Here is a 20,182-nt window from a genome sequence, read left to right as displayed (position 1 = left end):
CCTCCTTTCCCCATCCTTCCATGGCTCACAAGAAAAAAGAAAATGCCGCATCGCGTGCGGCTTATAAGGCCGACAACGAAGCCTTTTTGGACAACCTGCGCCGACAGCCCGATGTGCACGAATTGCGCTGCGGGGTGCTCTATCGCATACTGAAGGCCGCGCCCGATCCGGCTCAAGAGAGTGACGAACGCCGCCGTCGCAAACTCGAAGCGAAGCCCTCACCGCGCACCGTGGTGACGGTACACTACACCGGCCGCCTCATCGACGGACGGCAGTTTGACTCCTCCCGACGCGGCGCCGGCACCCCCGTGGCCTTCCGCGTCAACGAACTCATCACCGGTTGGCAGGTGGCGCTGGTCAATATGCGCATCGGCGACCAATGGGAACTCTACGTTCCTGCCGAAGCGGGCTACGGCGAGCGCGGAGCAGGGCGCGACATTCCCGGACACAGCACCCTCATTTTTCAACTCGAACTGCTCGATATGGCTTAGGGTAGATGCAGAAAACCGACCGATGGTTTTCAGCATCTACCCTAACCTCCGAAGCCTTCCGGCCTTTTCTGAAAAATTTTCTCTCCCGATGAACCATCTCAAACTCAATGTCGAAGAAATGGGGCGGCTCGATGTGGCGGCCTTTCAAGAAGCCCCGAAACTCCCGCTCATCGTGGTACTCGACAACGTGCGCAGCCTCTACAACGTAGGGAGCGTGTTGCGCACGGCCGATGCCTTCCGTTTGGAAGCCGTTTGGCTCTGCGGCATCACCGCTACGCCGCCGCATCCCGAAATTCACAAAACCGCCCTCGGGGCTGAAGATGCCGTGACGTGGCGGCACTTTGCCGATACCCTCGAAGCCGTCGATGCTCTCCGGCGTGAGGGCTACGAAGTGGTGGCCATCGAGCAATGCCGCGATGCTCAGTTGCTGCCCGATTTTCGGGTGGATCCCACGCGCCGCTATGCCTTTATTTTGGGCAATGAAGTGAAGGGCGTGGCACAGGCAGTGGTGGATCGTGCCGACCGCGTGATTGAAATTCCCCAGTTTGGCACGAAGCACTCGATGAATGTGAGTGTAACGGCCGGTATCGTGATGTGGGAATTGCGCCGCCAATGGGGAGCGTTGGAAGGCGGCAGATAGTCGAATTTCCCACCTGCTGAAAAAGGGCAAAAGCGGTCTTCCGCTTTTGTCCTTTTTGTGGCGCATTATCCTTGCTCCTGCTCGGCGCGTTCCGCACGATTGCGGGGAAAACAGGTGAGCACCTGTTCGCGCAAAAAACGGCTGTCGAGATGCGTGTAGATTTCGGTCGTGCCGATGCTCTCATGCCCCAACATTTTCTGAATGGCGCGCAGCGATGCCCCCCCTTCGAGGAGGTGGGTGGCGAAGGTGTGGCGGAAGGTGTGGGGAGAGACCTCTTTTTCGATGCCTGCGGTCTGGACGTACTGCTTAATGTTGTGGAACACCGTGATGCGCGAGAGGTGGCGTCCGCGGCGGGCGGAGACAAACACATAGTCCTCCTCTTCGGGCTTGATGCGGATGTCGCGGCGGGTGTCAAACCAGTTGTGCAGTTCGTGTATGGCGCGGTCGGAAATGGGAACGAACCGCTGTTTGTTGCCTTTGCCGGTGACGCGGATATACCGCTCTTCGTCCTTGAGGAACAAGTCGGAAAGGCGCAGATCGCAGATTTCGCTCACCCGCAGTCCGCAACTGTAAAGCAGTTCTATCATGCAGTGGTCGCGCTGTCCTTCGGGAAGCGACAGGTCGATGGCGGCCAAAATGCGCTCCACCTCATCGAGCGTGAGCACCTGCGGCAGGTGAGCCGGCAGACGTGGACTTTCGAGCAGTTCGGTAGGGTCCTGCGCCACATGGCCGTTGAGTTGCAAAAAGCGGTAGAACGAGCGCACCCCGCTCAACATACGCGCCACCGAGCGCGGCGCTGCCCCGATTTCGGCCAGCCACGAGGTGTAGCGGTGCAAATCGGGGAGGGTGATGGCCAGCACTTCCAGTCCTTCTTCGGCCACATATTCCAAGAAGCGCACCACATCGCGCTCATAGGCCGAACGGGAATTTTCGGACAATCCTTGTTCGAGGAGCAGATAAATCTTATATTTTTCTAACAGGTCGGTCGTTGGCATGAAATGACACTAAGATTTCAGCGCGGGCATTTGATGCTCCGCGCCTTTTTTCGTAAATTTGCAGCCAAATATACAACAATTTTCGCAAACCCACCACGTCTATGAAGATTTTAGTGCTCAACGGCCCCAACCTCAACCTTTTGGGGCAGCGCGAACCGGGCATTTACGGGCGGACAGGTCTGGAAGAAATTTTGGAATCCCTGCGCCGCCGCTATGCCGATCGTTTGGAGTTGCAAACCTTTCAGTCCAACCACGAAGGGGCACTCATCGACCGCTTGCAGCAAGCCCACCGCGAGGGCGTGGAGGGCGTAGTGCTCAACGCCGGTGCCTACACCCATACTTCCATCGCCCTGCACGATGCCATCCGCAGTGTAGCGCCGATGCCGGTGGTGGAGGTGCACCTGAGCAATGTCCACGCCCGCGAACCTTTCCGCCACACCTCGATGATTGCTGCTGCCTGCCGAGGCGTGATTGGCGGTTTCGGTGCCGACAGTTACCGTTTGGCCATCGAAGCCCTCCTTGCCGCGCACGACTAACCCCACGTCGGCCGGTGCGCACGGCCTTTTCCGCCCATCGGCAAAGGGCTGTGCTTCTTTCCTACTCAACTTCAAAAATGAAAAAACTTTTTATCGAAACTTACGGCTGCCAAATGAATGTGGCCGACTCCGAGGTTGTGGCGAGCGTCATGAAGATGGCGGGCTACGAACCTTGCGAAAGCGTCGACGAGGCCGATGCCGTCTTTCTCAATACCTGCTCCGTGCGCGACAATGCCGAGCAGAAAATCATTCACCGCTTGGAGCAACTCAACGCTGTGCGTCGCCGTCGTCCCCTCATCTTAGGGGTGCTGGGCTGCATGGCCGAGCGCGTGAAAGAAGACCTTCTCAACAAGCACCACGCCGACCTCGTGGCAGGCCCCGATGCCTACCTTTCCCTGCCCGACCTCATTGCGCAGGCCGAAACCGGACAGAAGGCCATCAACATCGACCTTTCGCTCACCGAAACCTACGGCGACGTGATGCCCGAACGCTTCTGCGGCTCGAAAATCTCCGGTTTTGTCAGCATCACCCGTGGGTGCAACAATTTCTGCCATTACTGCATCGTGCCTTACACCCGTGGCCGCGAACGCAGCCGTGCTGTGCAGAGCATCATCAACGAATGTCTTGACCTCCAAAAGCGAGGTTTTAAGGAAATCACCCTCTTGGGGCAAAACGTCAATTCCTACAAAGCCCGCCGCGATTCGGCAGCCGAAACCGAGAATGCGCCTTCCGAAATCGACCCTTCGACCCTGAGCGAAGAGGCGGCACAGCGGGCGGCGATAGAGCAAACGAAAATCGAATCGACCGAGGAGCAGGCCAACGCCAATCCCGAATTCGTGTATTTCCCCGAACTCCTCCGCACCGTGGCACGCGCCGTGCCCGACATGCGCATCCGTTTTTCCACCCCGCACCCCAAGGACATGAGCGACGCTACGCTCCACGTCATCGCCGAAGAGCCCAACGTGTGCCGCCACATTCACCTGCCGGTGCAGAGCGGTTCGAGCGTCATTTTGCGTCGTATGAACCGCAAGTACGATCGTGAGTGGTATTTGGGACGTGTCGAAGCCATTCGCCGCATCGTGAAGGATTGCGCCATTTCGACCGACATCTTTGCAGGCTACTGTGGAGAGACCGAAGAAGACCACCGGCAGAGCCTTGACATGATGCGCCGCGTGGGCTACGATTCGGCCTTCATGTTCAAATACTCCGAACGCCCCGGCACCTACGCTTCCAAGCGGTTGCCCGACGACATCGACGAGGCTACGAAGATACGCCGTCTCAACGAACTCATCGCCCTGCAAAACGAACTTTCCCTCACCGCCAACCGCGCCTGGATTGGCCGCGAAGCCGACATCCTCATCGAGGGCGTGAGCAAACGCAGCCGCGAAGAACTTTTCGGCCGTACGGAGCAAAACAAAGTGGTCATCATCCCGCGCGAAGGTCTGCGCGTGGGGCAGACGGTGCGGGTGCGTATTCTCGAAGCCTCCAGCGCCACGCTCAAAGGCGAACTCGCGTAAAGGCGGTATGGCATCGGCTTTGTCGGTCAGCCTATGAGCGCTGTCGGTGCCACCTTGCGGCCTACGCCGCCCCACTCCCCCTCTCTCCGCTCCGCCATGTGGTGGACGCAACATCAAGAACAAACAAAAACAGGAATGATATATCCCGACCACTTTGAACGAAAAATCGGTTTTGCCGAGGTGCGCACGCTCCTCAAAGGGCGCTGCATGTCCACCTTAGGCACGGAGTGGGTAGACAATCACGTGCAGTTCTCCTCCAACTTCGACGAGGTGAGTGAAGCCCTCAGCCAAGCCAAAGAGTTCGGCGACTTCATGCAAGCCGAAGAGGAGGTCTACGAAGAGAACTTCTACGACGTGCGGCAGTCGCTCATGCGCATCCGCCCCGAACGCACCTACCTCGAAGAACTCGACTTGTTCGATTTGAAACGCTCGTTGCAAACGGTGGTGAGCATCGTGCAGTTTCTCCGCACCACAACGGCGGAGGAAGAGGCGCACGCTGCCGACGACACCGTGGCTTCGGCCGCAACGACCGAAGGCGACACCGCAGCCGACAACCTCGACGAGCGGGCTGCCCACGCCAAATATCCCGCCCTCTACCGCATGACGGAAGGGGTGGGCTGCTTTCCGCAAATCATCCGCCGCATCGACACCGTCCTCAACAAGTACGGAAAAATGAAGGATACGGCCACGCCCGAACTCCTCAGTATCCGCCACAACATCGAGGTGACCACGCGCAGCATCAGCCATTCGCTCCGCTCCATCATCACCCAGGCACAGGCCGACGGCTACATTGACCGCGACGTCTCGCCCACCCTCCGCGACGGCCGTTTGGTCATTCCGGTGGCACCGGCCTTGAAGCGCAAAATCAAGGGTATCATCCACGACGAGAGCGCGACAGGCAAAACCGTCTTTATCGAACCGGCGGCTGTGGTCGATGCCAACAACCGCATCCGCGAACTCAAAGCGGCCGAACGGCGCGAAATCATCCGCATCCTCCAAATCCTGTCGGGCGAAATCCGTCCGCACATCAACGCGATTTTGGGTTCGATGCAGTTTCTCGCCCACATCGACTATCTGCGCGCACTGGCCATCTTCTCCGAGCAGTTTCAAGCCGTTGTGCCCCAACTCCAGCGCGGGCCCCGCATCGACTGGGTGCAGGCGCGCCATCCGCTCTTGCAACAAAGTCTGGAGCGCCACGGCAAACAAATGATTCCGCTCGACATCACCCTCCGTGAGCGCGGCCGCATCCTCCTCATCTCGGGGCCGAATGCCGGTGGTAAGTCCGTCTGTCTAAAAACGGTAGGTTTGCTCCAGTACATGCTGCAATGCGGTATGCCCGTGCCGGCGCGCGAAAATTCCATCGTGGGTATTTTCGACGACATCTTTATCGACATCGGCGACGAACAGAGTTTGGAAAATGACCTCTCCACCTACTCCTCCCACCTCCTCAACATGAAGACGATGATGCGCCGCTGCTCTTCCCGCAGCCTTTTGCTCATCGACGAATTCGGCAGCGGCACCGAACCGCAAATCGGTGGGGCGATGGCCGAAGCCATCTTGCAAAAATTTGTGGAGCGCGGGGCTTGCGGCATCATCACCACCCACTACCAAAACCTCAAGCATTTTGCCGAAACCTGCACCACCGTCATCAACGGTGCGATGCTCTACGACCGCGCTAAGATGCAGCCGCTTTTCGTGCTGCAAATCGGAAATCCCGGTAGTTCTTTTGCCGTGGAAATCGCCCGTAACATCGGTATTCCCGAAGAGGTGATTCGCTATGCCTCCGACCTCGTGGGGAAGGACTATGTGATGAGCGACAAATATCTGCAGGACATTGTGCGCGACAAACTCTATTGGGAAAACAAGCGCCGCAACATCCACGAACGCGAAAAGAAACTCGAGCAGACCATTGCCCGCTACGAAAACGAACTCAGCCACCTTTCTACCGAGAAAAAGGAGGTGCTCCGCACGGCGCGCGAAGAGGCCGAACGCCTCATTCAAGACTCCAACGCCATGATTGAAAGCACCATCCGCACCATCAAGGAGAGTCAGGCGGAGAAGGAGCGCACCCGCGAGGCACGCCGCGAACTCCATTCGTTCCGTGAGGAGATGAAAACCCGCGACCAACAGGCGGCCGACGATGCCATTGCCCGAAAGATGGAGCAAATCCGCCGGCGTCAGGAGCGGAAGAAAGAGAAACGTCCGCAACAGCCCGCTGCGCTCGGCAACTTGGTGCAGGCACTCTCCGGCGGCAAGACCGGCAACACGGCTCCTGCCGCTCCCGCCACGCCACAGAAGCCCCAAGTGGGCAGCTACGTCCGCATCAAAGGGCAGAACACGGTGGGACGCATCCAGAGTATGCAGGGCAAAACGGCACGCGTCCTCTTCGGCGTGATGGTAACTACGGTGCCGCTTTCGCGCCTCGAAACGACCACCAAGCCCGTGGAGAAAACCTCTATTTCCAAGGTGTCTACGTTCATCAGTAAGGAAACGCGCGATGCCGTCTACGAAAAGAAACTCCGCTTCCGTCCCGAAATCGACCTGCGCGGTATGCACGGCGATGAGGCGCTCACCGCGGTGCACTACTTCATCGACGACGCCATCCTCCTCGAACAACACACCGTCCGCATCCTTCACGGCACGGGAACCGGTGCGCTGCGCACGATGATTCGGCAGTATCTCAGCACCGTGGGCGGTGTGAAAAGTTATCGCGATGAGCATGTGCAGCTCGGCGGTGCGGGTATCACCATCGTCGAACTGGCGTAGCCACCTCTTCCTTCCTCTCCCTACACATCGAAAGAAGCCATAGGAGGTATAGCAAAGTCTATACAACCTATGGCTTCTTTTTTGGGCACCGCAACAAGAGGAGGTTGTCCAATAAAAGTGTTCAGTGAGCCTCCAAAAAAAGTTGCACCTTTCGCCGAGGAAGGGTGCAACTTTTTTTTGAGAGCTTGCAGGGCGGAAACCAACTTACTTGCGGCTGCCGTATTGCTGGTCGAGGTTGAAGATGGCGTTGTCGCCCATCTTGCGGATGCGGTCGACGATGCCGCTGGCGGTAGCCTCTTCTTCCACCTGTTCGCGTACGAACTGCCAGCAGAAATCCTGCGTAGCCTTGTCGTTTTCGCTGAGGGCGAGGTCGTGGAGGGCGTCGATACGCGCACTCACGCTGCATTCGTGCTTGTAGGTATCTTCAAAGGCAGCGAGAGGGCTTTCCCAGCTCTGTTTCACCGGGGCGGTAACGGGGCTGACGAGAGCCGTTCCGCCGCGTTTGATGAGGTAGGTAGCCATTTGGAAAGCGTGATCCATTTCCTCTTCGCTTTGCTTCTTCATCCAATTGGAGAAGCCCGAAAAACCCTCCTTTTCAAAGTAGAAAGCCATGGAGAGATAGAGGTTGGCCGACTGCATTTCGTAAGCAATCTGTTCGTTGAGTGCTTGTTCGAGTTTTTGAGAAATCATGTTGTAGAATCTTGTTATGTTATGTTATGCTATGTCCGAAAGAAAGGCGTCTGCACGCGACCCATGCAGCAAAGATTTTGAAGCCCCACTGCCGGATTTGTGTCGTAGACAGTGCGAAGTTACGACTTCTTTTTCAAATAAGCAGTATTATCTTGTCGCTTTCGGCAGAAATTTGTATTTTCGCAACACTTCCTTGACTCAATTTGTTATGTCTACTCCCACATTGAAAGAAAAAGCCGCCCGAGGCCTCCTTTGGGGCAGCGTGAGCAACGGCATGCAGCAGGTGCTCAACTTGGCTTTTGGCATCGTGTTGGCACGCACCCTTTCGCGCGCCGACTATGGTATGGTGGGGCAGATTGCCATCTTTTCGCTCATCGCGGCCAGCATTCAAGAGAGTGGATTTACGGCCGCATTGGTCAATCGTCCTCGGTTGGAACACCGCGACTACAACGCCGTCTTTTGGTTTGCCCTGCCGATGAGCCTGACGCTCTACGGCCTGCTCTTTGCCTGCGCACCGCTCATGGCGGCCTACTTCCACACGCCCGAACTCACCCCCTTGGCGCGCTACGTCTTCTTGGCTTTCGTCATCTCCGGACTGGGGATTGTGCCCTCGGCACGGCTCTTCAAAACCCTGCGGGTGCGGGAGCGGAGTTTGGCCAATCTCGCAGCGCTGGCCATCTCCGGCTGCGTGGGTGTCACACTGGCTTTGCGGGGCTATGCCTATTGGGGCATTGCCACCCAAACCCTCGTCTACAACGCCATCAACACCCTCCTTTATTGGGCATTGGCGCGCTGGCGTCCCACCTTGGAATGGGACTATCGTCCGGTGCGCGAAATGTTTCACTTCTCCTCGCGCCTACTGGCCACCAACATCATCTCCCACCTCAACAACAATTTCTTTTCCATCGTGTTCGGCCGCCTTTACACCCCCATCGTGGTGGGCGACTACAACCAAGCCAACAAGTGGAACTACATGGGACATTCCGTCGTCACGGGCGTGGTGAACGGTGTGGCGCAGCCGCTTTTTGTCGAGAGCCGCAACGACCCTCAGCAGCAGGTGCGGGTGTTTCGCAAGATGCTCCGCTTCACCTCCTTCCTCTCCTTTCCCGTGATGTTGGGCATCGCCGCCATTGCGCGCGAATTCATCGTGCTGGCCATCGGAGAGAAATGGCTCGAAAGCGCCACCATGCTCACCATCCTCTGCGTGAGCGGCGCGTTCCTCCCCATCACCACCCTCTACACGCAGTTCCTACTGAGCCGCGGCCGTTCGAGCACCTACATGTGGGGACTGTCGGCGCTCGTGGTCACGCAGCTGCTCACGCTTGTGGTTTCTGCGCCCTTCGGCATTCTCACGATGCTCTGCATCTACACCCTCATCAACCTGTGTTGGACGCTCGTTTGGCACGCTTTCGTCCGTCGCGAACTGGGCATTTCCTACGTGCAGGCCGGCCGCGACATTCTGCCCTTCTTGTGCATCGCGGCCTTGACGATGCTCGCCACCCACTTCGCCGTCACAGCGCTCCACCTGCCGCTCCTCCCCACCCTCTTGGCCAAAGTGGCGATGGCCGCCCTCCTCTATCCCGCCTTGATGTGGCTGTCGGGCGCGGCCATTTTCCGCGAAAGCGTGGCCTTCCTTTTGAAAAAGAAAAGGTAATCTTTCCTCGCCACTGTTGATGACCACCCCCTCTCTCTACACCGCACAATGACAATTCCCGTATTCTTTACCTTCGACGAAAACTACGTGGTGCCGGCTGTTGTGACCCTCCACTCGATGCTCTCCCATGCCGACCCGCGCCACACCTATCCCCTCCACGTCCTCCACATGGGGCTGTCGGAACGTGCCCGACGGGAACTGCATCGCGCCGTCGCGCCCTTTCCCAACGCCACGCTCTCGTTCATCGACACCTCGGCCTATGATGCCGGGATTGAAGCCTGTCCGGGGAAGAGTCATTTTTCCCGCGAAATCTTCTTCAAACTCACCGCGGCCGACCTCTTTCCGCAATACGACCGCATCCTTTGTTCCGATGTGGACATGCTCTACACGGGCGACATCGCACCCTCGTTTTCCGTCTTTGAAGGGGAAGATTTCTACTATGCCGGAGTCGACACCATTCTCCCCTCCACACGCATGAGCCTCTACCCTTCCTTTACGGACGAAGAGCGCTATTGGCTCGAACGCGAAATCAATGCCGGCTACCTTCTCTTCAACCTTGCCGCCATCCGCCGCGATGGTATGCAACGCATCATGACGGACTACTACAAGGCCAACTACGCGCGGCTGCCGTTTCCGGAACAAGACTGCATGGCGCTCTGCTGCCGCGAGCGGGTGCGCCACTTCCCCATGCGCTACATGGTGTGCAACAACTTCTACACCGTCCACCCCGACACCACCGACTTCTACACCGTCATCGCCTCGCTCCCTGCCGACGATGCCGCGCGCCGCGCTGCCTTCAAGGCCGCCCTCGCCGATCCCGTCGAAATCCACTACATCGGCGCCCAAAAACCTTGGAACAGCCTCGGTGTGCCGCGCCAAAGTCTATGGTTGAAAGCCCTTTGGCGCAGCGGAGCCACGGCCTACTTCCTCCGCGTGCTACCCCACATTCTCTCCCGCAAAATGCAGCGCTACTCTCTCCGCCGCTTCTTGAGCAAACGCTTTTCGCGCAAGGCCGGCACCCCCACCGTCTAACCCTCTCTTCCCCTGCTCATGTACAACAACCGCATTGTCGTCTACACCTCCGGAACTTTCGACATGTTCCACTCCAACCACCTCAAAATGATCAAATACGCCCGCGGCTTGGGCGACACCCTCATTGTGGGCGTTTCCACCGACGAACTGGTGAGTTCTTACAAACGGCCGCCCGTCATCCCCTTTGAGGAGCGGCTCGCCATCCTCGAAGCGCTGAAATATCCCGACGTGGTCATTCCGCAGCGCACCCTCGACCATACCGAAATCGTGCAAAAACTCAACATTGATGTCTTCGTGGTGGGCGACGACTGGCGCGGCAAATACGACTATCTCCAAGAACTCGGGGTCACGGTCTTCTATTTCCCCTATGGCGACGGCGTGTCGAGCACCAAAATCAAGGAAGAGGTGCTCCGCAACTACCAAGATCTCAAAAGCCAGGTGGAAGCCCGCGTCAATCCCGATGTTGTGGTCAAAGAATAATCCCTCTCCCGATGAACGCCCAACGCACGCAACTCCTTGCTTTGCTCGACCAATACCATCAGTTGGGCATTGCGCAGCAGGTAGATTATGACAAATTCTACCTCTACTCCCTCATCACGCACTCTACCGCCATCGAGGGGTCTACGGTCACGGAGGTCGAAAACCAACTGCTTTTCGACGACGACCTCCCTGCCCGAGGGCGTTCGATGCAGGAACTCCTGATGAATCTCGACCTGCGCCGCGCCTATGAGCAGAGCCGCCGGTGGGCTGCCCTCCACATCGACATCACCCCCGACCGCTTGCGCGAACTGGCGGCTTTGGTGATGCGCAACACCGGAGCGACCTACAACACCCTGGCGGGCAGTTTTGATGCCGCAGCAGGCGACCTGCGCTTGGTCAACGTCACTGCCGGAGCAGGCGGTACGTCCTATCTCCACTACCTCAAAGTGCCTGCCCGCCTCGATGCCTTCTGCACATGGCTCAACGCGGAACGCAAAAAACTCCTCGCCCAAGGCGATGCTGTGCAGCAATATGCGTTGAGTTTTGAAGCCCACTTGCGTTTGGTGACCATCCACCCGTGGGTGGACGGCAACGGCCGTATGGCACGTTTGCTCATGAACCACCTCCAATGGGAGTGCGGTCTTCTACCTTCCAAAGTAGACCACCACAACAAGGCGGCCTATATCGAAGCCCTCGTGGCAGCGCGGCAGACCGAATCGCCACAGCCGTTTCTGGACTTCATGTTTGAAGAGCACATCGGCAATCTCCGTGACGAAATCGACACCTTCCGACAATCTCAGGAGGGCTGACCTCCTCTCGGCCATGCCCGACAACATCCCGCTTTGATGGTCTGCCCTGATTGGCCGTTTCATTTTCTCCATCCTTTTCTTCCCATGCACATTCCCCTCATCGTTGGCGGTGCCGGCGGCATCGGTTTGGCACTGGCGCACCTACTGGCCGAGCGCCATGAAGTGGAGCGCGTCTACATCGTCGACCGCAACGAGGTGCCGGCCGCCCAACAGCACCCCAAATTCACCACCTTCCGCTTCGACCTCGAAACGGACGATTTCGATTTTTTCGGACGTTTCACCGACATCGACGCTTTGCTCATCACTGCCGGCTTCGGACGTCTGTCGCCTTTCCGCGACCTGACGGAACAGCACATCATTTCTTCGTTTGCCGTCAACACCACCGCCGTGGTGCGCCTGATTCACCGCTTTTTTTCCCGCATCGAGAGCCGCCGCCCTTTCCACACGATGGTCATGGTGAGCATCGCCGGCTTCATGAGCAGCCCCTTTTTCTCCGTCTATGGGGCGTCGAAAGCCGCCCTCCGCATCTTCATCGAGAGCGTCAACGTGGAATTGGAGAAGGCCGGCACGACCAACCGCATTCTCAACGTGTCGCCGGGCAGCATCAGCGGCACCGGCTTTGCTGCCGCTCCTGCCGCACAGTCCGAAAAGACGTCCGGAAATCCTACGAAGGAAGTAGAAAATTCTACCTCAGAGATAAATTTTTCTACCTCAGAGCCGGAAAAAACTACCTCTGAGGTAATTTCTCCCCCCTCTCCCGCTGCTCCGCCGCCCACCGATCTCGAACAGGTGCGACCTTTGGCCGCGGAGATTTTGGCACATCTCGAAGCCGGCGACGACCGCTTCATTCCACAGTGGGAGGAGGTGTTCCGCCACGTCCTCGACCGCTGTCACAACGACTTCCGCGCCGAAGGCCGCCGCTCCTACGATTACAAGGTGGCATCGGGGCGCGTGAAAGGTATCGAAACACCCCCCTAACCCCTTTTTCCAATGAAACACAAAATTATCACTATGATGCTATCTCTCTCGGCACTGGGCACGACCGCCCAAGCCGCCACAGCGGAGCACGACACGTTTCGCTACACCGATGAGCAGTTTGCCGACATCCAAATGTTGCGCTACAAGGTGGAAGGCTTTGAACGCCTCAACCTTCAACAGAAAACGTTCATCTATCACCTCACCGAGGCCGCACTGGCCGGACGTGACATCTTTTTCGACCAAAACGGACGCTACAACCTCCGCATCCGTAAAATGCTCGAAACGGTCTATCAACACTACAAGGGCGACCGCCGCAGCCGCGACTTCCAAGGGCTCACGACCTATTTGAAGCGCGTGTGGTTCTCGGGCGGCATCCACCACCACTATGGTTGCGAAAAGTTTGTCCCCGAATTTTCCGAAGCGTGGTTGCGCACCGCCTTGAAAGAAGTGGGCTACACGCTCGAAGAGGAAATCTTCCCCGTGATTTTCGACCCGCAGGTGATGCCGATGCGCGTCAATCAGAAAGACGGCGACGACCTTGTGCTCACCAGTGCCTGCAACTACTATGCACCCGGCATCACGCAGGCCGAAGCCGAAGAGTTCTACACCCAACGCAAGCCCACCGCCGACCCGCGGCCGGTGATGATGGGGCTCAACTCCCGCCTCGTGCGCAACGAGTTCGGCCTTCTCGATGAACGCGTCTACCGCATCGGCGGTCTCTACACCACCGCCCTCGAACGCATCGTGAAGCATCTCGAAGCCGCCCTGCCCTTTGCCGACCGCGAGGAGCAGAAGGCCGTCATCCGCAAACTCATCGAGTATTACCGCACCGGCGACCTCCGCACCTTCGACTACTACAGCATCCTTTGGCTCAAAGACACCGAAAGCCTGATTGACTTCGTGAATGGTTTCACCGAAAGCTACGGCGACCCGCTCGGCATGAAGGCTTCGTGGGAAAGTTTGGTCAATTTCAAGGACTTGGCAGCGACCGAACGCACCAAAAAGCTGTCGGCCAACGCACAATGGTTTGAAGACCACAGTCCGGTGGCACCTCAATTTAAGAAGCCCGAGGTGAAAGGCATCTCTGCCAAGGTCATCACCGCGGCCATCCTCGCCGGCGACCTCTATCCGGCCACGGCCATCGGCATCAACCTCCCCAACAGCGACTGGGTTCGCCGTGATTTCGGTTCAAAATCGGTGACCATCGCCAACCTCACCTCGGCCTATGCCAAGGCTGCCCACGGTTCTGGTATGGACAAGGAGTTTGTCATCGACGAACCTACCCGCCGCCTCATTGCCGACTACGGCGACAACTGCGACGACCTGCACACCGACCTGCACGAATGTTTGGGACACGGCAGCGGACGCCTCCTCCCCGGTACCGACCCCGACACCCTGCGTGCCTATGGGTCGACCATCGAAGAGGCACGTGCCGACCTCTTTGCCCTCTACTATCTGGGCGATGAGAAGCTCGTGGAACTCGGTCTGACGCCCAACATGGACGCTCACAAATCGCAATACTACTCCTACCTCCAAAACGGCGCGCTCACCCAACTCGTGCGCATCAAGGCCGGAGCCACCATCGAAGAAGCCCACATGCGTAATCGCGCTTTGGTGGCCAACTGGGTGCTCGACCATGCGCGTATGGCCAAGACGGCGCATCCTGCGGCCGAACTGGTCAAGGTGAAGGGCAAAACTTATGTGCGTGTCAATGACTATGTCGAGGTGCGTCGCCTCTTTGGCGAACTGCTGGCCGAAATTCAGCGCATCAAGAGCGAAGGTGATTTCAATGCCGCCCGCGACTTGATTGAGCGTTACGCGGTGAAGATTGACCCCAAACTTCATCAGGAAATCCTCACCCGCTACGAACGTCTGCACCTCTCTCCCTACAAGGGTTTCATCAACCCCGTTTATCACGCTCAGCGCGATGCTTCGGGCAACATCACCGATGTGACCCTCACTTACGACGAAGCCTTTGATGTGCAAAACCTCCGCTATTCGCGCGACTACAATTTCCTCCCGCTCGTCAACGAATAGGAGCGAGCAGCAACTCCACGAAAAAAGGGTATGTCCGAAATGGACATACCCTTTTTTCGTGGGTAAGTAGGTGATTATTTCACCCATTGCTTGCGGCCGTCGATGATGTAGAGGCCGGAGGGCAGTTCGCGAGGATCAGCCACTTCGATGCGGCGTCCATAGAGGTCGTAGATGCCGGTGCGCTTGGCTTTGGGAGCAAGCACGGTGTCAAGACCGGTGATGCGGTTGAAGGTTTCGAGGTCGGCTTCGAGGTTGGGATTTTCCACGAGCACCCAGCGAGCACCGTCGTCGTCGCTTGTCCAGCAGGCGATGGGGCTGTCGGAAAACTGAGGAGCGGCGCAGAAGAAGTTGGTGTTGGCTTCGGTAGTGTTGAAAGCAAAACCACCCTTGATTTCCGTCACGTTGATGGGAGTGGGGTCGGTCGTGAAAGTGCAGGGACGCCCCGTCTGTACATAACTCTTTGCAGCAATGTTGTAGAGATACCATTGACCTTGCTTGTCTTGGAAGAGTTGCCAGCCGCCGCTGAGGTCGTCGAGGCTGTAAGGCTTGCTGAATTCAGCGTTGGCCACGGCGTGAGTTGCATCTCCCTTCATACCGGCTACCCATACATTCGTCTCACCGGCCTTATTGATGGCATAAGTGGTGAAGTGGGCATTGTAGAGGGCGTAAGCCTTCGTACCATCAACATCAGCGAGAGTTGTCACTTCTGCACCGAGAGGTGCAATGACTTGTTGGAATCTCAAGAGTGAAGAGAACTTGTCGGTGAAGTAGTGTTCCGGAGCACCATCGTAAGTCTTATCCTCCGTGTTGATGATCCATGCGCCTTGAACGGCTGTACCATCGGCTTTTTTACCACGGGCAGATACGGCATAAAAACCACCGAAGTAGCTGAAGACTGTTCCTTCAGTTTTGGGAGAAGTATTAAACTTATGGAGTTTAATGGGGCTCATGACAGGGTCATAACTTGTGGTAAATCCCGTAGTGCTTTCGGTTTCGAGCCAATCCACGCCTTTATAAGAAGAGTGATTGCAAAGGTATTTGCCATCGGCGGTGGTGAAAGAATAACTTTTCTTATCGGCAGAAAGATGAGCGGTGAAATAGGCACTTGCAGCAGGAACAGCATCTTGGGGTTGTTCAGTCACCTTCACATCACTGCCGTCATAGTCGAGGTAGAAGTGAGTACCGTTTTTGGCCATCACGCGAATAATGTAACGCTTGCCGTCCACGGGCATTTCAACGTCTTCCTCATCATAGAATTTATCGACTTCTTCCATAAGTTGAGTATTGTTGAAGTCGGCAGGGGATTTGAGAATGGCCTCGAGGGCAACACGTGAGGGAGCATTTTCCTTGGGGTATCCCAATCCTTTGTAGTCGAGCAGTTGACGGAGAAGCTCAATATCTTCGGCACCAATCACGTTCTCGTCTTCACCAGGAGCAGGCACGGTAGAATCGTAGGTGTAGGCGTTGTCGGTGATTTCCTCGAGTGAGAGGGGGAGGTACACCTCGGTGTAGTCAGCGCCATAGGTAGACTCTTCATAGTAGAAGGCGATTTTTTCGTCCTTTTGGAGCAGCATGGTGCTGTAGGCCGATCCCATCTTGGAGATTTGCTTACGGCCGGTCCATTCGCGCGCGAAGGCTTCGGGAGTAACGTAAGCATTGAGCGAGGGCAATTCTTTATAATAGATGCCCACGTTGGTACGTCCATTACCGAAAGGAATGCTTTGCAAGGCCAAGAACATTTGCTGGTTGTCGCTGTTGCGCTTTACCGGAAGGATAAGGATTTCGCCATTACAAGCGTTTTCTTTTGCGACAACACCATTGTTGCTTTGGTCGGATTTGGCGGGAGTTCCCCAAGTACCTTCACCGGTTTGCTTGTTGCTGTAAGAGAAGATATTGAACAAGCGGCCGCCCGATGCACGGCTGGAAAGGAGAATGCGGCCGTCGGGAAGTTCTTCAATTTTAGGTTCGTCGCCACCGGGGCAAGGGAGAGCATCGGCGCCGCCCAACACATGCCAAGTCGCACCGAAGTCGTCGGAGAAGAGGACGCGGTTGCCGCCGTCGCGAGCAGCCACGGGAGCATAGACGCGATGGTGTGTGCCGTTCTTGATGGTGGAGCTTTGGCAGAGTTTACCGGAACCTACGAAAAGGCTCTTGACCTTACCATTTTTACTATTGTCGAAAAGACTGTACACTTGGTCGGTGATGTTTTCGTAAGGTTGCCAAGTCCTACCTTCATCGTGGCTGACAAAGCGCACAATGGGAAGGGGATTTCCTTGGCTGTAATCGGCGTGTCCATAAGGCACCTTTCCGGCTACGCAAAGCATAAGCACATCGTTCGTTTCACGGTCGGCCACGACAGCGGCATCGCCAAAGCCACAAGTAAGGGCAGAGCCGTTGCCATCTCCATCGGCAATGGTTACAGCGTTCGACCAAGTGGCTCCGTTGTCGTCGGAGGTGCGAAGTTGGATGTCCACTTCACCAAAGCCGATGTCGTTTCCATTGGGACGGTAGTCGCTAAAAGCGAGCAGACGGCCGCTCTTGGTTTTTGCCATCGCGGGGATACGGAAAGGTTTCTGCCCGGGGTGAGTGGTGTAGAGATATTTCGTGGAGTTGGCAACAGCACTTTTGGCCACTGTCACTTTCACATTTTTAATGAGCGCAAATGATTTATTTCCGGCAGTGGTGCTCACCGTAAAATTGACGGCTTGACTGGAAAGGTCGGTCAAGGCAACATGCTGCACTTCAGTGGTACTGCTACTGATCAAAGCAGCCTTTCCTTCCGGAGTAATCGTAACGGTCTTGCCTTTGCTCTCAGACAAGGTAAATTCAAATTCATAGCCTTTCACCTCGTAGCCGGGAGAAGCCATGATGGTGTAGTTACAAGAAGAGTTACCTCCCGTGAAAAGGAGAATTCCTCCGTCCTTGTATGCCATGTTGTTCTGATCGGTACGAAGAGTTACCTGTGGGTCGGACTGATTGCTTGTCCAAACCGCATGCCAGGTTTTCGCTGCGTTCGAGGATGTCCATTGCCCCGTGGACTGCTCGATGGCAATAGTTTGTGGAGTTGTTTGCGCTTGTACCACTTGTGTCGAAAACGTGGCCATCGTAGTGGTGGCGACAAGTAGGGACGCGTAAAATCCAATGTTCATGATGTTAACAATAAGGGTTAAAGAAAGATGGAAAGATAAATAGAATTTATAGAAGTCAAAGTAAGACGCAATTGTATGCGTTTTGCAATCTCGATGGTGCAAAGATAGCGAATTTAATCGATTTCTCCCAAATATTTTATCTAAATTCGGAGAAAAATCGTATTTTTGCTCCACAAACTTCCCTTACGTCCTTTCCGGCCATGAACACCAAACCCAAAGAATTAAGAAAAGTAGAATTGGACGATTTGCGCCCCTATGCCGCGCCCACATCGCCCGAAGGCGAGGACATTTTGATCGTCGAAGATTTCAGCCGCATCGACTTTGCGGGCAAGGCCTTCAAAAGCGACTTTTTCCTCATCGGATTCTGCGAAAGCGGAGTGAGCGATTTTTTTGTCAACAGCAGACCGGTGACTCTCCAAGCCGGCGACTTCTACATCCTCTTCGGACAGCAGGTCGTCGATCGGGTCAAGCAGAGTCCCGACTTCCATCTCGTGGCGCTCGTCCAAGACCGCAACTACGTGCAGGAAACGCTCATCTCCATGCTCCACCTTTGGCCCTACCTCTTCCATTTGATGGAAAGCCCTGTGCTTCGACTCACGCCCGACGAACAGGCCACCCTGCACCGCAGCTACAACACCATCCTTCAGAGATTGAGCAATCGTGGGCACACCTTCTGGCGCGAGAGCGTCAGGACGATGATGCAGACGTTCTACTTCGACATCTGCGACGCCGTGGAGCGCCGAAATCCGCAGCGCGAGCGTTTCCGCTCCCGCCTCAACTTCGTGTTCTACAACTTCATGCAGATTCTCTCGGCCAACTACTTCCGTGAGCGCGAAGTGGCGTGGTATGCCGAGCGACTCAAGCTCACGCCCAAATACCTCAGCGAGGTGGTGAAGCAGGTGAGCGGCCGCACCGTGAGCAGCTGGATTTCAAGCATGGTCGTCATGGAGATTAAAAACCGTCTCCGCAACACCGACCACAGTGTCAAGGAAATCGCCACTCAGCTCCATTTCCCCAACCAAAGTTTTCTGGGCAAATACTTCAAAAATCTCGTGGGCATCTCCCCGCTCGACTATCGCCGCCTGAGCGAAGAGGACACTTTGGAGCTTTCCGCCCCCAATGATGCCGTTCTCTCTTAGCCACACCACTTCTCCTTTACTTATGTCCAACTATATTGTCTCGGCGCGCAAATACCGCCCCACCAACTTCGACAGCGTGGTGGGGCAGAGCGCACTGACCACGACCCTCAAAAATGCCATTGCCACCGGCAAACTGGCGCACGCCTACCTCTTCTGCGGACCGCGCGGTGTGGGAAAAACCACCTCGGCACGCATCTTTGCCAAGACTATCAACTGCCTCACCCCCAACGAGCACGGCGAAGCCTGCGACCATTGCGAAAGTTGCGTGGCCTTCAACGAGGGGCGTTCGTACAACATTCACGAACTCGACGCCGCCTCCAACAACTCCGTCGACGACATCCGCGCCCTCATCGAGCAGGTGCAGATACCGCCGCAAATCGGACGCTACAAGGTGTTCATCATCGACGAGGTGCACATGCTCTCACAAGCCGGCTTCAACGCCTTTCTCAAAACCCTCGAAGAGCCACCCGCCCACGCCATCTTCATCCTCGCCACCACCGAGAAGCACAAGATTCTCCCCACCATCCTCTCGCGGTGTCAAATCTACGACTTCGCCCGTATGGAGGTGCCCGATGTGGTGGCCCACCTCAAGCGCGTGGCCGACCAGGAAGGCTACACTTACGAGGAAACGGCGCTCAACGTCATCGCCCGCAAAGCCGACGGCGGCATGCGCGATGCCCTCTCCATCTTCGACCAAGTGGCGGCCTTCACCGGCGGCAACATCACCTACCGGCAGGTCATCGAAAATCTCAACGTCCTGGACTACGACTACTACTTCGACCTGACCGACACCCTCCTCCGCCGCGACATCCCCAAAGTCATGCTCACGCTCAACGAAATCCTCTCCAAGGGTTTCGAAGCCCATCATTTCATGAGCGGTCTCGCGGCCCACTTCCGCGACCTCCTCGTCTCGCGCGATACCCAGACGCTCCCGCTCCTCGAAGTGGCCGAAAGTGTGCGTCAGCGCTATGCCGAACAGGCGCAGCAATGCGCCCCGGCATTCCTCTATCGTGCGCTGAAACTCTGCAACGACTGCGACATCAACTATCGCGCCTCTAACAACAAGCGCCTCCTCGTCGAGCTCACCCTCATTCAGGTGGCACAACTGCTCGAAGACGACGGCGCCGGCAGTGGGCTTGGCCCTACACGACGCCTCCTCCCCATCTTCTCCCCTGCGCCCGCCCCTCAGCGTGCCGCGCAGCCCGCACCCGCTCCTGCTGCCGCCACGGCACAGCCGTCGGTGCCTCCCCACGCCACGTCTGCACCCGC

General features: G+C 56.8%; 16 protein-coding genes. 13 read left to right on the top strand and 3 right to left on the bottom strand.

Going from position 1 to position 20,182, the window contains the following annotated elements; genetic code table 11:
* Window positions 1–20: 20 nt before the first annotated feature.
* A complete protein-coding gene (locus H8527_RS02995) occupies window positions 21–491 on the top strand; it encodes an FKBP-type peptidyl-prolyl cis-trans isomerase (RefSeq protein WP_187545480.1) in 471 nt (156 codons plus the stop codon).
* An 88-nt stretch (window positions 492–579) separates the two neighbouring features.
* Complete coding sequence (locus H8527_RS02990; protein WP_187545479.1) at window positions 580–1,131, top strand: RNA methyltransferase; 552 nt, start codon at window positions 580–582, stop codon at window positions 1,129–1,131.
* A 65-nt stretch (window positions 1,132–1,196) separates the two neighbouring features.
* On the opposite strand, the gene xerA is transcribed toward H8527_RS02990, so the two are convergent.
* Window positions 1,197–2,126, bottom strand: coding sequence for a site-specific tyrosine recombinase/integron integrase (xerA, locus tag H8527_RS02985; protein WP_187545477.1), 930 nt, complete (start codon window positions 2,124–2,126; stop codon window positions 1,197–1,199).
* Between the two features lie 101 nt (window positions 2,127–2,227).
* Between xerA and aroQ the strand changes: the two genes are divergently transcribed.
* The 3 genes from aroQ (at window position 2,228) to H8527_RS02970 (ending at window position 6,945) form a co-directional block, all read left to right on the top strand.
* Window positions 2,228–2,662, top strand: a complete 435-nt coding sequence (gene aroQ / locus H8527_RS02980) for a type II 3-dehydroquinate dehydratase (RefSeq protein WP_187545476.1) — start codon at window positions 2,228–2,230, stop codon at window positions 2,660–2,662.
* A gap of 77 nt (window positions 2,663–2,739) precedes the next feature.
* Entirely contained in the window at window positions 2,740–4,179 is a 1,440-nt protein-coding gene (locus H8527_RS02975) for a MiaB/RimO family radical SAM methylthiotransferase (protein ID WP_187545474.1), read from the top strand.
* Window positions 4,180–4,314: 135 nt separating this feature from the next.
* On the top strand, window positions 4,315–6,945 hold the full coding sequence (locus tag H8527_RS02970; RefSeq protein ID WP_187545666.1) for an endonuclease MutS2: 2,631 nt from the start codon (window positions 4,315–4,317) through the stop codon (window positions 6,943–6,945).
* A 204-nt stretch (window positions 6,946–7,149) separates the two neighbouring features.
* Here the strand turns inward: H8527_RS02970 and H8527_RS02965 are convergent, their stop codons facing one another.
* Window positions 7,150–7,635: a ferritin gene (locus tag H8527_RS02965; RefSeq protein WP_187545472.1), complete on the bottom strand. Its 486-nt coding sequence runs from the start codon at window positions 7,633–7,635 to the stop codon at window positions 7,150–7,152.
* A gap of 208 nt (window positions 7,636–7,843) precedes the next feature.
* Between H8527_RS02965 and H8527_RS02960 the strand changes: the two genes are divergently transcribed.
* The 6 genes from H8527_RS02960 (at window position 7,844) to H8527_RS02935 (ending at window position 14,625) form a co-directional block, all read left to right on the top strand.
* Window positions 7,844–9,289 (top strand): lipopolysaccharide biosynthesis protein, encoded by a 1,446-nt coding sequence (locus tag H8527_RS02960; RefSeq protein WP_187545470.1) that lies wholly within the window; start codon window positions 7,844–7,846, stop codon window positions 9,287–9,289.
* A 48-nt stretch (window positions 9,290–9,337) separates the two neighbouring features.
* Window positions 9,338–10,321, top strand: coding sequence for a glycosyltransferase (locus H8527_RS02955; RefSeq protein ID WP_187545468.1), 984 nt, complete (start codon window positions 9,338–9,340; stop codon window positions 10,319–10,321).
* A gap of 18 nt (window positions 10,322–10,339) precedes the next feature.
* Window positions 10,340–10,801, top strand: a complete 462-nt coding sequence (locus H8527_RS02950; RefSeq protein WP_187545467.1) for an adenylyltransferase/cytidyltransferase family protein — start codon at window positions 10,340–10,342, stop codon at window positions 10,799–10,801.
* Window positions 10,802–10,812: 11 nt separating this feature from the next.
* A complete protein-coding gene (locus H8527_RS02945; RefSeq protein ID WP_187545465.1) occupies window positions 10,813–11,610 on the top strand; it encodes a Fic family protein in 798 nt (265 codons plus the stop codon).
* An 84-nt stretch (window positions 11,611–11,694) separates the two neighbouring features.
* Entirely contained in the window at window positions 11,695–12,588 is an 894-nt protein-coding gene (locus H8527_RS09845) for an SDR family oxidoreductase (protein ID WP_255498499.1), read from the top strand.
* A gap of 12 nt (window positions 12,589–12,600) precedes the next feature.
* On the top strand, window positions 12,601–14,625 hold the full coding sequence (locus H8527_RS02935) for a dihydrofolate reductase (protein ID WP_187545463.1): 2,025 nt from the start codon (window positions 12,601–12,603) through the stop codon (window positions 14,623–14,625).
* Between the two features lie 74 nt (window positions 14,626–14,699).
* Here the strand turns inward: H8527_RS02935 and H8527_RS02930 are convergent, their stop codons facing one another.
* Window positions 14,700–17,774 carry a sialidase family protein gene (locus H8527_RS02930; protein ID WP_187545461.1) on the bottom strand — a complete coding sequence of 1,025 codons (3,075 nt, stop codon included), beginning with the start codon at window positions 17,772–17,774 and terminating at the stop codon, window positions 14,700–14,702.
* 200 nt (window positions 17,775–17,974) lie between these two features.
* Between H8527_RS02930 and H8527_RS02925 the strand changes: the two genes are divergently transcribed.
* Both H8527_RS02925 and H8527_RS02920 read left to right on the top strand, forming a co-directional pair.
* Complete coding sequence (locus H8527_RS02925; protein WP_187545460.1) at window positions 17,975–18,913, top strand: helix-turn-helix domain-containing protein; 939 nt, start codon at window positions 17,975–17,977, stop codon at window positions 18,911–18,913.
* 22 nt (window positions 18,914–18,935) lie between these two features.
* The coding region (locus H8527_RS02920) for a DNA polymerase III subunit gamma/tau (RefSeq protein ID WP_187545458.1) at window positions 18,936–20,182 on the top strand (1,247 nt) is incomplete at its 3' end.

The sequence above is a fragment of the Alloprevotella sp. Lung230 genome (assembly GCF_014385435.1).
In the GTDB taxonomy this organism is placed as follows: Bacteria; Bacteroidota; Bacteroidia; order Bacteroidales; family Bacteroidaceae; genus Alloprevotella.
This window is presented reverse-complemented; position numbering and strand designations above follow the sequence as displayed.